The sequence below is a fragment of the Leptospira noumeaensis genome, assembly GCF_004770765.1.
Classification (GTDB): Bacteria; Spirochaetota; Leptospiria; order Leptospirales; family Leptospiraceae; genus Leptospira_A; species Leptospira_A noumeaensis.
On sequence record NZ_RQFK01000011.1, the window covers coordinates 330,462 to 343,331 of the forward strand.

General features: G+C 40.5%; 16 protein-coding genes. 9 read left to right on the forward strand and 7 right to left on the reverse strand.

The window, feature by feature from the left end; all coding sequences use genetic code 11:
• The first annotated feature begins 12 nt into the window (after positions 1 to 12).
• Together EHQ24_RS04710 and EHQ24_RS04715 are read left to right on the forward strand one after the other, a co-directional pair.
• Entirely contained in the window at positions 13 to 708 is a 696-nt protein-coding gene (locus EHQ24_RS04710; protein ID WP_135600518.1) for a TRAP transporter small permease, read from the forward strand.
• Positions 708 to 2,009: a TRAP transporter large permease gene (locus tag EHQ24_RS04715; RefSeq protein WP_135600519.1), complete on the forward strand. Its 1,302-nt coding sequence runs from the start codon at positions 708 to 710 to the stop codon at positions 2,007 to 2,009. Before EHQ24_RS04710 ends, EHQ24_RS04715 begins: the two co-directional genes overlap by 1 nt.
• Positions 2,010 to 2,133: 124 nt before the next feature.
• On the opposite strand, the gene EHQ24_RS04720 is transcribed toward EHQ24_RS04715, so the two are convergent.
• Genes EHQ24_RS04720 through fliS form a run of 3 tightly spaced genes read right to left on the reverse strand, consistent with a single transcriptional unit; the run spans position 2,134 to position 3,514 of the window.
• Positions 2,134 to 2,664 (reverse strand): J domain-containing protein, encoded by a 531-nt coding sequence (locus tag EHQ24_RS04720; RefSeq protein ID WP_135600520.1) that lies wholly within the window; start codon positions 2,662 to 2,664, stop codon positions 2,134 to 2,136.
• Complete coding sequence (locus tag EHQ24_RS04725) at positions 2,643 to 3,056, reverse strand: thioredoxin domain-containing protein (protein ID WP_135600521.1); 414 nt, start codon at positions 3,054 to 3,056, stop codon at positions 2,643 to 2,645. Before EHQ24_RS04725 ends, EHQ24_RS04720 begins: the two co-directional genes overlap by 22 nt.
• A gap of 11 nt (positions 3,057 to 3,067) precedes the next feature.
• The gene (gene fliS / locus EHQ24_RS04730; protein WP_135600522.1) at positions 3,068 to 3,514 is read right to left on the reverse strand and encodes a flagellar export chaperone FliS; all 447 of its coding nucleotides are present in this window, start codon (positions 3,512 to 3,514) and stop codon (positions 3,068 to 3,070) included.
• Positions 3,515 to 3,591: 77 nt separating this feature from the next.
• Here fliS and purN point away from each other — a divergent pair, with 77 nt between their 5' ends.
• From purN to fsa, 5 genes are read left to right on the forward strand one after another with little or no spacing between them, the layout of a single operon-like run.
• Entirely contained in the window at positions 3,592 to 4,206 is a 615-nt protein-coding gene (purN, locus tag EHQ24_RS04735; RefSeq protein ID WP_135600523.1) for a phosphoribosylglycinamide formyltransferase, read from the forward strand.
• Positions 4,203 to 5,744: a bifunctional phosphoribosylaminoimidazolecarboxamide formyltransferase/IMP cyclohydrolase gene (gene purH, locus EHQ24_RS04740; protein ID WP_135600524.1), complete on the forward strand. Its 1,542-nt coding sequence runs from the start codon at positions 4,203 to 4,205 to the stop codon at positions 5,742 to 5,744. The genes purN and purH overlap by 4 nt, the downstream gene beginning before the upstream one ends.
• A complete protein-coding gene (locus EHQ24_RS04745; RefSeq protein ID WP_135600525.1) occupies positions 5,744 to 6,460 on the forward strand; it encodes a hypothetical protein in 717 nt (238 codons plus the stop codon). The genes purH and EHQ24_RS04745 overlap by 1 nt, the downstream gene beginning before the upstream one ends.
• Positions 6,461 to 6,503: 43 nt before the next feature.
• On the forward strand, positions 6,504 to 7,175 hold the full coding sequence (locus EHQ24_RS04750; RefSeq protein WP_167483044.1) for a hypothetical protein: 672 nt from the start codon (positions 6,504 to 6,506) through the stop codon (positions 7,173 to 7,175).
• 50 nt (positions 7,176 to 7,225) lie between these two features.
• On the forward strand, positions 7,226 to 7,870 hold the full coding sequence (gene fsa, locus EHQ24_RS04755) for a fructose-6-phosphate aldolase (RefSeq protein ID WP_100742700.1): 645 nt from the start codon (positions 7,226 to 7,228) through the stop codon (positions 7,868 to 7,870).
• Between the two features lie 4 nt (positions 7,871 to 7,874).
• Here the strand turns inward: fsa and EHQ24_RS04760 are convergent, their stop codons facing one another.
• From EHQ24_RS04760 to EHQ24_RS04770, 3 genes are read right to left on the reverse strand one after another with little or no spacing between them, the layout of a single operon-like run.
• Entirely contained in the window at positions 7,875 to 8,348 is a 474-nt protein-coding gene (locus tag EHQ24_RS04760) for an HPP family protein (RefSeq protein WP_244310298.1), read from the reverse strand.
• Between the two features lie 40 nt (positions 8,349 to 8,388).
• A complete protein-coding gene (locus EHQ24_RS04765) occupies positions 8,389 to 9,414 on the reverse strand; it encodes a DUF1574 domain-containing protein (protein WP_135600527.1) in 1,026 nt (341 codons plus the stop codon).
• Between the two features lie 56 nt (positions 9,415 to 9,470).
• The gene (locus EHQ24_RS04770; RefSeq protein ID WP_135600528.1) at positions 9,471 to 10,214 is read right to left on the reverse strand and encodes a pseudouridine synthase; all 744 of its coding nucleotides are present in this window, start codon (positions 10,212 to 10,214) and stop codon (positions 9,471 to 9,473) included.
• A 49-nt stretch (positions 10,215 to 10,263) separates the two neighbouring features.
• On the opposite strand from EHQ24_RS04770, the gene lipA reads away from it, so the two are divergent.
• Together lipA and EHQ24_RS04780 are read left to right on the forward strand one after the other, a co-directional pair.
• Positions 10,264 to 11,160 (forward strand): lipoyl synthase, encoded by an 897-nt coding sequence (gene lipA / locus EHQ24_RS04775; RefSeq protein WP_167483045.1) that lies wholly within the window; start codon positions 10,264 to 10,266, stop codon positions 11,158 to 11,160.
• Between the two features lie 27 nt (positions 11,161 to 11,187).
• Positions 11,188 to 11,484, forward strand: coding sequence for a hypothetical protein (locus EHQ24_RS04780; RefSeq protein WP_135600530.1), 297 nt, complete (start codon positions 11,188 to 11,190; stop codon positions 11,482 to 11,484).
• Positions 11,485 to 11,640: 156 nt separating this feature from the next.
• Here the strand turns inward: EHQ24_RS04780 and EHQ24_RS04785 are convergent, their stop codons facing one another.
• Complete coding sequence (locus EHQ24_RS04785) at positions 11,641 to 12,822, reverse strand: lipoprotein LipL45 (RefSeq protein WP_135600531.1); 1,182 nt, start codon at positions 12,820 to 12,822, stop codon at positions 11,641 to 11,643.
• Between the last annotated feature and the right edge of the window lie 48 nt (positions 12,823 to 12,870).

The window sequence follows — 12,870 nt, forward strand, 5'->3', positions numbered from 1 at the left end:
GGATATAGATACATGAAATTCGTCGAACGAATTCTAAATACTTTGAGTTTCGGCGAGAAATGGGCGGGGGGAATTTGTTTCCTTCTGCTCACTCTTCTCATGATTGCTGACGTTTCCAAACGAGAGGTAGTCGATAAAGTTTTTAATTGGATCCTTGAAACCACAGAAGCCTATCCAAATACCGGCGTTGCTGGTTTTGTTGGGGACTGGAGTGTCTACATTGCAGAATCCATTCACAGTGGATCTTCTGGATTTATTGAGTGGCTTGGCCTTGGTGGAATCATTTGGGCACAAAAACTCTCCCTCTATTTTATGTTATGGGGTGGTCTTTTTGGATCAGCACTTGCAAGTGCAAAAGGTTCCCACTTACGTCCAGAAATTGCAGACAAAGTATTACCAAAAAAACTTTTACCTTATGTTAAGGTAATCGAACAGTGGGTAATTTCTTTTTTCTTTTTATTCCTAGCATACCTATCTGTCATTTATGTTCTAGAAAGTATCACCTTAGATGAAGTGAATCCTGTAACGGAAATTCACTTATGGAAAGTACAAGTTATTTTTCCTTACATCTTTATCTCTATGGGTTTCAGACATTTGTGTTACGGAATTTTTCCAGCACTCATTCCTTCCGATATCAATGAAGCTACAGAAGCTTTGGAACTTGCGGAAAAAGAACTTTCCGAATCTAATTCACGGGGGAATCACTAATGGGTTCTTGGGGAATACTCCTACTCTTACTTGCTTTAATTTTACTCAGACAACCACTCATCGTACTGATGGGTGCCATCACTGTGTATTGTTATTATTTTTTACCAGACCCTCCGCTTGAGTCTTTTCAAGAACTCAATAGCATCATAGGGGATTTGTTTTTTGCCGGTGATAAAGAAATCCTACTTGCGATTCCTCTTTTCATCATTGCAGGAAATTTGATGACTCATGGAAGTATTGCAAGACGACTCATTCGGATTGCCCAAGCCATGACAGCACCCATTCCTGCCGGCCTAGCAATCGCAGGGGTATTTTCTTGCGGGATCTTTGCTGCCATTTCTGGATCCTCACCGGTGACTCTCATTGCCATTGGTGGTCTCATGTATCCTTCCCTTACCAAAGCAGGATACCCAACTCAGTTTTCCATGGGCCTTCTTGCCTCTGGGGGAACTCTTGGAATCATCATCCCGCCGAGCATTCCAATGATCGTTTATGCGATTATGGTGGGAGTTTCTGTTACCGATCTTTTCATCGCAGGGATTGGTCCTGGAATTTTACTCATGTCTCTTCTTATGATCTACTCCGTGTTTCGCGCAGGAAATGTAGGACGTGGAAAATGGGACTGGGCAGAAATCCGCACCGCTTGGAAAGAAGGTGTGCTTGCCCTTCTTATGCCAGTGGTCATTCTCGGGGGAATCTACTCTGGTTTTTTTACTGCTACAGAATCAGCGGCCATTGCGGTATTTTATGCGATCCTCGTAGAAGTATTCATCCACAAAGAACTTAGTTTTCCTAAGATTCCCAAAATCATGGCAGAAAGTGCTGAGATGCTCGGAATTCTATTCCTGATCTTAATCCTTGCCGTTAGTTTGAACAAGTTCATGATCGAAAACGAAATTCCTCAAAATCTCGTAGCGACCATGTCTGAACTCATTTCAAGCCCGGTGACCTTCCTCATTGGTGTGAACGTTTTGTTACTCATCGTGGGAATGTTTATGGATATTATGAGTGCCATTCTTGTACTGGCTCCACTACTTGCGCCAATGGCAGTCAACTATGGAATCAATCCCGTTCACTTCGGAATCATTATGATTGTGAACTTAGAAATTGGTTACTTAACGCCGCCAGTGGGTGTGAACTTATTTGTGGCATCTGGTATCTTCAAACAACCGTTAGGTAAGGTCATCCAATCGGTAGCTCCTATTGTGGGACTCTTCCTGATTGGACTCATGCTCATCAGTTGGATACCTGAAATATCCCTGGGACTTTTAGGCGGGGAAGCAGCGGCACCAACACCTTAAACTATTAAACTTACATCATTCTTTTTACAAGGATCATCCGGACACTCGGATGATTCGTGACAAAAAGATTTTTTTTAGAAAAGCCGGGTTTATCTCGGCTTTTTCTTTTGGTAAGGATTTTGTATTAACGCAACCAAACACGAAGGCGTTCTAAAGAGTCTTTGGCATCTTTTGCCCAAAGACTAGTAGAATGGTTTTTTATAATTTCCGCATATACTTGAAGGACTGGTTCTAAGTCTTTACGCAATTGCACAAGTTCTTTGTTCAAACTTCCCGAAAGTTCAATGGGATGTAGGTTTCGTTTTTCGTAATAACTTAAGATTGCTTCTGTTTCTTTTTCTTTAGCCAATTTGTATTCGTGAAAAACAGGATCTTTGGATGGTTTAATAGGCGGCTTATTTTTATCCCCATAATTTATATCCTCACGACCGCTTGGTGAGAAGGGTTCTTCTTCCGGATGGATGAGGAGATGGTCTTTTAGGGATTCATAATGTTTGTTTAGTTCCACAAACATCACATCACTGGTAAACTCTCCGGAATCGGGATGGTATTTTTTAGCAAGTTTATGATAGGATTCTTTGAGTTCCGATTCGGTAAACCCAGGGCCAAGACCTAAAAAGTGGAGGGAATCATTTAACAGTAATTTTTTGTCCATGAGAGGCCAGAAGACTGGATCAAATGTGATTTCAATCGACGTTTGATGCTGAATTCCCAATATTCTTTTTTACTCTCATTCATTTCGAAAACAAGTAATTCTTGGACTTTCTTTTGGAGATTTCTTGCTTCATCCAACTTTGAAAATACAGATTCAGAAATAGAAATTTCTTCCGCAGAATGGACTTCCTTTTCCCCTCTTTCCCAAATTTCCCTATCTACTGCTTCCAACTTTCGAACAATGATTTCATTTTTGAATTCGATTTTAACGGCGGAATCGGCATCACGATAAGAAAGTAGTTCTTCTTCTCTTTTTAAATTGGAGATGAGTGAATCCAAGTATTGGATCTTTTTTTGTAAGAGCTGAAAGGTTGAATGTTTTGCGGAAATCATAAATTGAATCTTTAACCAGTGATGGAAATTCCCGTAGGCCTTGCGCCGGGTGCCGTATTTGGATTGGGACTGTCTTTTTTTTCCAGCTCTTCCCAAGAGATTTTTAATTCGATGAGGATTTTGATACATTCTTCAATGATCTTTTTGTCTTTCAGCATATTCGCTTCTAACAATCTTTTCTTCAAATAAACGTATAAGGACAATAGATTGTTTGCGACTTCTTTCCCCTCTTCCATATTGAGAGAAAGTAAGAGTTCTGTGATGATGTCTTGGGTTTTGATGATATTGTTGTTCACAACGTCATACTTTCGGGGAGTCATATTGTCTTTTGCCACACCTAAAAAGCGGATGGCTCCGTCAAAGAGCATCACAATCAGTTTGATTTGGCTAACGGTAGATATCTCATTGGCTTTGTATTCATTGTAAGCAGAGGCACCAGTTTTTCTCGCAAGCGACATTTTTTTCTCCTGAGTATTCCCATCGACCAAAAAGGATACTTGCTTAATGACCCAAGTGAATATTCTTAGAATATCACATGGGAAAAATAAAACGTGTAGTTTTTTTGGCCTCGGGAAGAGGGTCCAATTTTACCGCTTCCGTCGAGTACATTCGTAAAAAAAAGCTAAAGATCGACCTGGTAGCCCTTGTGACAGACAACCCGGAAGCTAAGGCCCTAGGCATTGCCAAATCCTTTGGAATCCCTACAAAGGTCATTCCTTACGCTACCTATTCCCAAAAGGCCGATTACCACAGAGATTTACTCCAAATTGTGGAAGGTTTGGAACCAGACCTGGTTGTGGCTTGCGGGTACATGAGAATCTTAAAACCAGAATTTGTCCGCCTGTTTAAAAACAAAATCATCAATGTCCACCCAAGCCTCCTTCCCGCCTTCCCCGGACTCGATTCCCAAAAACAAGCTCTGGACTATGGGGTGAAGGTTGCAGGGTGTACGGTTCATTTTGTGGAGGAAGGTGTGGACACAGGTCCCATCATATTGCAAAAAGCGATTGCCATTGCCCCCGAATGGACTGAAAAAGAACTATCCCTTGCAATCCTTGCGGAAGAACACAAAATCCTTCCGCTCGCTATACAACTGTTTTGTGAAGATAAATTAAAAATCAAAGAACGAAAGGTAGAAATCCTAAAATGATCGAAATCAAACGAGCACTCGTATCCGTATCCGATAAAGCCGGAATTACAGAGATCTGTTCCTTCCTCGCCAAAAACGGAGTGGAAATTCTTTCCACTGGCGGAACCTATGATGCCCTCTCCAAAGCAGGAATTCCTGTGAAAAAGGTAGATGAGTTTACTGGTTTTCCAGAGATCCTACATGGCCGAGTGAAAACCCTTCATCCAAAAATCCATGGCGGACTCCTTGGTGACACAACAAACCCTGACCATGTAAAACAAATGGAAAGTAATGGAATTGTTCCCATCACCCTTGTGATTGTGAACCTTTATCCTTTTGTCAAAACGGTGATGAAACCAGATGTAACCCTAGAAGATGCAATCGAAAACATTGATATCGGTGGGCCGTCTATGCTCCGTTCGGCGGCAAAAAATCATAAAAACGTAGTGGTTCTCACAGATCCAAAAGACTACGAGTCTTTCCAATCAGAGTTTACGGCAAACAAAGGAAAGGTATCACGAGAGACTGCATTTCAGTACGCAGCCAAAGTATTTTCGGAAACTGCTTCTTATGACTCTGCTATCTCTACTTTCTTTAATAAAAAGTTAGATATCAAATACCCTGATAAAATCACTTTTGCTTTTAATAAAAAACAAAAGCTCAGATACGGTGAAAACCCACACCAAGACGCTGCATTTTATGAACCGCTTTTTATCAAATCACAGTTTGAAGCCTTACAAGGAAAAGAACTCTCCTTCAATAATATGTTGGATTTTGATGCCGCATTTCACGTAGCAAGCCTACTTCCTAAAAATGCTGTTTCCATAGTCAAACACTTAAACCCGTGTGGCATTGCTTTTGGAGAAAACGTCCTCGAATCCTTTGAACTCGCAAGAAAAACAGATCCTATTTCTGCTTTTGGTGGAATCATTGGAATCCATGGCCGTGTGGAAAAAGATGCTGCGGAAGAAATCACAAAGAACTTTGTAGAAGGTGTGATTGCTGAAAGTTTTTCTGAGGAAGCTTTGGAGATTTTCGGGAAAAAACCTAACATTCGTTTGATCCCTATTGCTAAATTTGATGAGGCCTTGGATGAACTTGATTTACGTTCTCTCCACCACGGACTTCTCATTCAAAATCGTGACTACGATTTGATTACAAAAGACAAACTCAAAATTGTTTCGAAAAAACAACCAACTGCTGATGACTTAGAAGGATTGATGTTTGCTTGGAACTGTGTGAAGTTTATCAAATCCAATGCCATTGTTTATACGGATCAAAACTCAACTCTTGGAATTGGAGCCGGACAAATGTCTCGAGTGGATTCGGTAGAACTCGGTGCGATGAAAGCGCAAAAAGTGGGACTTTCTGTTGTAGGGTCTTACGTAGGTAGTGATGCGTTTTTTCCTTTCCGTGATGGAATTGATGCCATTGCCAAAGTGGGTGCAAAGGCCATCATCCAACCAGGTGGATCCATCCGTGATGAAGAAGTCATCCAAGCCGCAGACGAACATGGTCTGATTATGGTGTTCACTGGAATGAGGCATTTCCGTCACTAATGGAATTTTTTCTTTTCCTCCTATTTCTCACCTTCTTTGGTTTGGTGACAGCTGTATTCGTTTATTATGTTAAGATACTATTCTTTTCAAAAAAAACCAATTACCGCAGAGAAGAACTAACAGACATTCGTGGAGATGTGTTCCGCATTTGTTTGGATGTTTTGGAATCGGGGGGAAATTTAATCTACGGGAGCGGGACCTTTTTCGGAAGTGCCCTTCTTGTTTGGCTTTGGTCCCTTCTTGGATCCGTCCTCGGAGAAAAAGGGCCTGGGCCTTTCGAACATATCTTCCATATGCCGATTTTCTTTTTGGCTCTATTCTTTTCCTTTCCGTTTTTAAAAGAGGCTTATCGTGGTGAAAAATACCTCGCTCTCGTAAAACCAACACTCTCAGGTCTTGCCTTAGGAAATTTAGCGGCCGGTGCCGTACATTACGGCCTGGATCGTGATCTTTTCTTTTTGTTTTATTTGTTACTTCTCTTCGTACAAATTCCGGTTCTCGTTTTTCTTTGGAACCGGGAACCCATCTTTGGAATGAGTTTTGAGGAAAGTGAATCTTCCTACTCCTATGAATCGGAGGATGATTGGGGAGCACCTTCCGCGACTTCGGGCTCAGTACAGGAGAATGGTTGGGAAGAGGAAGACGAAGGGCCATTCACCGAAGAAACCGATGATTTTGGTTTGGGGGACGACCCTTTCCGAGATGATTTTAAGTAAGAAACAGGTTCTCTTTTTCGAAACTTTGACCGATAGAAATCATATGAAGAAATATCTGGTTTTCCTTCTTTTCCTAGTCCCTGGACTTCTTAGTGCCCAAACAGAAATGCCCAATAGTTTGGACGGATTTGCAGAAGCTTCTTGGGGAATGACCTTTGAATCCATTCGCGAAAAATTTTTGTCCATGGCTACCAATCCGGAATCAAAGGAAAAGATCGAACTCTTAAATGAAAAAAAAGAGGAAAGCCTTCTCATCAAAAGAAATGGAATCTTTTATCTTTACCGTTTTTATAAAACTCCGGAATTACTTAAAGAAGTCCGCCCGAAAAGGGAAGGAACTGCGGAAACCGATCCTTCCATCGATGGACAAACCGAATTTCGTGAAAATGGAATCCTATTCTCCGTAGGTGTGACTTTCAACTTAGTACCAACAGATAAAATCAAAGAGAAGATGGAAAAGAAATATGGAAAACCCAGGAAGGAATCCATTGGGGATGACAAAGTTTCTGGCGCTGCCATTTGGGAACTTGTCGAAAGACGTGAGAACCCTCCTCGCGGTGGATTTGCCGTGGTTTGGAGAGAAGGATACAAAAAAGCTCCTTACACTCGTCGGATAGATTATTTTTCGGCCAACTTAAAAGAGGTGATCGCTAAGGATTATGTCGATTTCTTCAGTGTTCAAGAAACAAAAACCTTGCGGGATTTAATCCCGTAGTTACCCTGTCTCGTGAGGCTTGGCAATCCAAGCCATCCATACGAGGCAAAATGAATTTATTTTTAGACACAGCCAACATCGACGAAATCAAAAAGGTCCATGAACTTGGTCTCCTAGACGGAATCACCACAAACCCTTCTATCATTGCAAAGTCCGGTCGTAAGTTCACGGAAGTCATCAAAGAAATTTGTAGTTTCGTGAAAGGACCTGTGAGTGCTGAAGTTCTTGCAACCGATGCTCCCACAATGATCAAAGAAGGTTTAGAACTTTCTAAAATTGCAGAAAACGTTGTCGTAAAAGTACCTCTCATTCCAGAAGGAATCAAAGCGGTAAAAGCGTTCTCTGACCAAGGAATCCAAACCAACGTAACTCTTTGTTTCACTGCCAACCAAGCTCTACTTGCTGCCAAAGCGGGTGCAAGTTTTATCTCTCCTTTTGTGGGACGTTTGGATGATATTGGATATGATGGATTGGAACTGATCTCTGAGATCCGAGACATTTATGACAACTACGGAATCGAAACACAAATCCTTGCAGCATCGGTTCGCCACCCCATCCACTTCAAAGAAGTTGCTCTTCGTGGGGCAGATTGTGTAACTCTACCTTACTCTGTATTTGAAATGCTTTTCAAACACCCACTGACTGACAGTGGACTTGCAAAGTTTGTAGAAGATTCAAAAAAACTAAACTGGTAAAAACTTAAAACCACACCACCGGATACTTTCGGTGGTGGACAAAATTATTTACTACGAGCGCATTCACTAGTAAAATCATTACCCCAATAAAAACGGGGAACAAAATAAAATCCACTCCCACTCCCCCAAGAACTCCAGTCATAGCAGTGGCTCCACCTGGTGGGTGTAAGGTGTGAGTCATATACATCACAAAAATCGATAACCCTACAGAAAATCCAATGGTAAAAAAATTGGTTCCAAGTGTGGCCACAAGGATGACTGCAATGGTAGCAGAGATCAAATGACCTCCAATTAAATTTCTCGGTTGAGAAAGTGGAGCATCGGGAACTGCAAAAAGCAAAACTGCAGTGGCACCAAAAGAACCAATCAGGAGAGAATGCCCCGATAAATTGGTTATGGCTAAAATTGACCAAATGGCCACACTACTACTAATCAAACTCCAAATCGCAAACCGAAGGGATCTTTTGGGACGACTCACTCGAAGAGGAGCTTTGATTTTATAAGGAATGTTCCTAAATCTATCTTTCAGCGTAATTTACCCAAATATCTTTCATTTGGTCAATAAAACAAAATGCTGATTGATGCGAGGCATCATTAAATAAATCGCAAGTTCCTGGTTTGTTCCAATTAAGTGTATTGGCACCATAAGAAGTGGAAAGAGATTCAATTGGCTCCCACCAAACTTCCTTTATATGAAACTTTTCATAATACTGATAATAATCACCATATACCTTTGGCCAAAGAACTAAGGTTTTGATTTTGTTTTTTCGAGTGAGTTCTAAAAAGGCTTCCACATAGGGTTTTTGTGATTCACCCAAAGTATAACTACTCATATACAAACTTCCAATCCGAAGTGTATCTTTTTTGATTTTTTCTACTGGATTGGACTGCACTCCATACATCAAATATTCACCTTTGGTATAGTTGATGAGTTGGAATTCTTGGTTATGAGAAGATTTATACTCTTTAAGTTTCCCTCTTTTGAGTCGCGAACTAAAAAGAGATAGATTGAGTTCTACACTTCGAATGGTAAAAACTTTATCTAAGATATAAGTCCATTTTTCTTTTAATGGAATGTCTTTCCAAACAATGTCCAAACAATCTTTGTCACATCCCATCCGTAGAAAAGGAGAAAGGATAAATCCTTTGTGATCGTCAAAGGCTTCTGGACTGAGTGAAAGAATGACAAACTCTGGTTTGATTCCCAAATCCAAAAGTTTTTTCAGTTGGATATAGGAATTCATCGGAATTCCTTGTGGGCTGCTGAAATTATAGAGAGTCCAATTTTTTTTATAAGGATCGGGGATTCCTAATTCAGAAAAAGGATAAGAACGCGAATCACCAAATACAAGTGCCAGTTTTTTTTCTGTTGCTTCTGCATCATTCAAAAGCCTTTTTTCTAAAACCTTTCTCTGAAAATAAAAAACAGAATTACCTGCCTGGAGAAATTCATCATGAAAGACTGGCAAAAGAAAAATTTTATCTACAAAAAAGATAAAAACAAAAAGAAACACAGGATATAATAAAAACGGTTTTGATTTCAAAAACACAAATCCCCTAACCTCACAATTTTAACACTGGATTGGATTCTTCAACTAAATTAAGAAGCCGGTTTTCCAAGAACCTGCTCTTCGGTCACAACTTTGTATTTCCCTTCTTCCAGAACAAAATCTCGTAAATCCAACTTTCCGATCCGAATTCGATAGAGATCCAGAACCACCATTTCCTTGGCCTTACACATTCTACGGATTTGGCGTTTTTTGCCTTCTTTCAAAATGATACTGAGATAACTAGTAAATCCTGGAGGTGTTTTTTCAGGAACCACATTGGCGGGTTTTACAGAAAGAGCTCTAAGTGTTTCTCCACCTTCCCTTACACCTAACATAAATTCATCGGCAATCGGTTTCCAAGCAACGGGTTGTTTCAAACTGATGATGTATTCTTTATCGATTTTGTTCCGTGGGTGTGTGACTTTTTGGATGAAGTCTCCATCTATGGATAAAAGTAAAAGTCCACGAGAATCCAAATCCAAACGGCCAGCATAATTGTATTTTTGGAAACTTTCCGGTAGGAGTGAAAAGATGGTGTTCTCATGGAACTTATCTTCGTGGGAAGTTAGGTAACCTGGTGGTTTGTTGAAGGCAATGATTTTCGGTCGTTTGAGAGATTCCCCTTCCATTTGGACAGGTTTCCCATCAAAACTAACAGAATCAGATTCTGAGACTTGAAAGGAAAGATCCGTGATGGTGCTTCCGTTGACTTTGATTCGGCCAGCGAGGACCAATTCTTCCACTTTTCGACGGGAACCGAGACCTAATTTGGCAAGAAATGCGTTGATCCTCATGATTTTCCATTTTACAAAGTGGCCTCATTTCAAAAAGTCTAAAGAAGGTATGAATCCACTAAAAAAGAAACCTCGCTCTAAAAATATCAGCCCCCGAGCGGTGCACCCAGAGTGGATGAAAGTGCGAGTGAGTTTTCCTACAGAAGGTGATGCCCTCTCCAAAGTAAGAGAAGAGGTAGAATCCAAAAAATTACATACCGTTTGTGAATCTGCCAGTTGTCCGAACCTGAACCATTGTTGGAACCGTCGCACCGCCACCTATATGCTTTCGGGAGATATCTGCACAAGACGATGTCAGTACTGTGATGTGGCTTTTGGAAAACCAAAACCACTCGACTTAGAGGAACCGGAACGAGTGGCAAGGTCTGTAGCCGAACTCGGCCTTCGCCATGTAGTATTAACTGCAGTCAATCGTGACGATTTAAAAGATGGGGGTGCGGCTCATTTTGCTGAAACCATCACAAAAATTAAATCCTATCTTCCGACTTGTTCCATTGAAGTTTTAATCCCCGATTTCAAAGCCAAAGAAGAATCTTTAAAAATTCTTTATGATGCAAAACCTAATATCATCAACCATAACATAGAAACCGTAGAACGTCTGTTCCCTACAATCACTCCACAAAAGAACTACAAACGCTCGTTATCAGTTCTTTCACATATATCCAATCATGGATTTCTAACGAAAAGTGGTTTGATTTTAGGACTGGGAGAAAAGGAAGAAGACGTAAAACAATGTTTAGATGATCTTTTTGCCCATGGAGTTCGGATGCTCACCATTGGACAATACCTCCAACCAGGCCCTACTCATTATCCGGTGCAAGAATTTGTGAAACCTGAAGTTTTCGATTATTGGAAAGAAACAGCTTACAAGATTGGATTCAAAACCATAGCCTCAGGTCCACTCGTTCGGTCTTCTTATCATGCGGATGAATATTTTTCTGATTAATCTCAGAATTTATCCGAAAGATTAGGTATGGACCAGAAACAATTGAAGGCATTTCAGGAAAACCTTGCCAAAACTTTTTTTCTCTCCATCTTAAAAGACTTAAGTGAAATTGGAGAACCACTCTCTGATTTTGAAGTTAAGGTTCTGATCCAAAAGGCTCTTTCTCATTCTTCTGATTTACAAGTGGAATGGGGAGATATGGATCGGTTTGGAAATAGCACCTTACTTGTGAAATACGAATCCAACCTACTTTTGATAGAAGCAAGTCCTCTCATCAGTACCATTCGAATCCTCTGGAACGAATACAAATCCAAAGAGAATTGATTGGTACTTTCTAGCGAAAGAACCACTAACCAACTAATTTTAATTCACGATTTCACCATTTGTTTTTCGTTAATAGATGGGCCGAAATCAATGTACATAAAAAAAGCCCGAAAGATTTCTCTTCCAGGCTTCTTTTCTACTTAAGGGTTGGTTTGTTTAGAATTTGGATTTTTGTTGAAGGTCGTAAATGACTTCTTCTACATTGTCCATATCAATTTTTTTGACCCCATTTTCAGTGTGAACAATCAACTGACCGTTTTCTTGGTTGATGATCGCTCCAATCACTGTTTTACCGTCTACGAGAACGATTTTTTCAATTCTTTCGTAGTAGTTTACGATGTCTTTTTTAGATTTAAATTCTTTCGGTTGGTTAGCCAAAGACTCTTCGAATTTTTTCTTCTCATCTTCTTGGCGTTTTGCAACTTCAGTTTCAATTGCCTGTCTCTTAGCATCAATTTCTTGTTTCTTCAACTCATCTAACTTTTCAGTTTGAGCTGATTCGCTAAGTTTCACAATTTCCTCGGCAGTTTTTTTATCAACTGTCACGATGGTTCTGATTTCTTGTTCTTCGTTTTTAGTCAGTTTAGCGTTTTCAACAACGAGTTTTTCTTTCTCAGAAGTTTTGAATGCTTTAGACAAATCCAAAGTTTTGATATCAGCAGATTTTGCTAGTTCTGCAGATTTTGCAGATTGAGTGGATGCTTGGTCTTTCTCTAAGATTACTTCTGCTTTCGCTAAAGATTCTTGGAGTTTTTTCAAGTCAGCATTTCCAGAAATTTCTTCTGTAGAAAGTTTTTCCAAAGCAGGAACACGTGGAGCAAATGCAACCGCACCTTCTACTACTTTTACTTTCGCTGGTTTTCCATCAGCAGATTCTACGATGAAAGACGTTCCGCGCACACCCGCAATCGCAGTTGGTGTTACGACAGTAAAGTTGTCTTCTTTCTTAGCTTTGTTGACTTTCGCAAAAACCTTCCCGGAAACCAGAGCAATTTGAGTGTCTGTGGTTCCAGAGCTGTCTTGGGAAAGTTTTGCAAAGTCAATCGCGGACTTAGGAGAGATACGAATGCTCGATCCATCCGCAAATTGGATGTCTACTTTTCCATTGTCGCCTGTGACTACGTTATCCCCGGATTTCAAAAGAGCACCAAGATGCGCTTTTTCTTCTGTTTGGTCTGCGTGTTGGATTTTTGAATCTCCTACCGCAAATACGACTACCGCAGATAAATCTGCTGGTTTTTTAGGTGCTTCTGACACTTCTGCGTCTGGTTTCTTACAAACTGTAAGACCAGTGAAAAGAAGCGCGAGGCCCATTATGGTTAGTTTCGATGCTTTCATATCGTCCTGTCCCTTAGTGAAATTCAACTTTCGTCACTTTAATCAACA

Bases quoted from the DNA above. Each gene is read 5' to 3' on its own strand.
- EHQ24_RS04710 (WP_135600518.1), top strand. From the start codon at position 13: ATGAAATTCGTCGAACGAATTCTAAATACTTTGAGTTTCGGCGAGAAA.
- EHQ24_RS04715 (WP_135600519.1), top strand. From the start codon at position 708: ATGGGTTCTTGGGGAATACTCCTACTCTTACTTGCTTTAATTTTACTC.
- EHQ24_RS04720 (WP_135600520.1), bottom strand. From the start codon at position 2,664: ATGGACAAAAAATTACTGTTAAATGATTCCCTCCACTTTTTAGGTCTT.
- EHQ24_RS04725 (WP_135600521.1), bottom strand. From the start codon at position 3,056: ATGATTTCCGCAAAACATTCAACCTTTCAGCTCTTACAAAAAAAGATC.
- fliS (WP_135600522.1), bottom strand. From the start codon at position 3,514: ATGTCGCTTGCGAGAAAAACTGGTGCCTCTGCTTACAATGAATACAAA.
- purN (WP_135600523.1), top strand. From the start codon at position 3,592: ATGGGAAAAATAAAACGTGTAGTTTTTTTGGCCTCGGGAAGAGGGTCC.
- purH (WP_135600524.1), top strand. From the start codon at position 4,203: ATGATCGAAATCAAACGAGCACTCGTATCCGTATCCGATAAAGCCGGA.
- EHQ24_RS04745 (WP_135600525.1), top strand. From the start codon at position 5,744: ATGGAATTTTTTCTTTTCCTCCTATTTCTCACCTTCTTTGGTTTGGTG.
- EHQ24_RS04750 (WP_167483044.1), top strand. From the start codon at position 6,504: ATGAAGAAATATCTGGTTTTCCTTCTTTTCCTAGTCCCTGGACTTCTT.
- fsa (WP_100742700.1), top strand. From the start codon at position 7,226: ATGAATTTATTTTTAGACACAGCCAACATCGACGAAATCAAAAAGGTC.
- EHQ24_RS04770 (WP_135600528.1), bottom strand. From the start codon at position 10,214: ATGAGGATCAACGCATTTCTTGCCAAATTAGGTCTCGGTTCCCGTCGA.
- lipA (WP_167483045.1), top strand. From the start codon at position 10,264: ATGAATCCACTAAAAAAGAAACCTCGCTCTAAAAATATCAGCCCCCGA.
- EHQ24_RS04780 (WP_135600530.1), top strand. From the start codon at position 11,188: ATGGACCAGAAACAATTGAAGGCATTTCAGGAAAACCTTGCCAAAACT.
- EHQ24_RS04785 (WP_135600531.1), bottom strand. From the start codon at position 12,822: ATGAAAGCATCGAAACTAACCATAATGGGCCTCGCGCTTCTTTTCACT.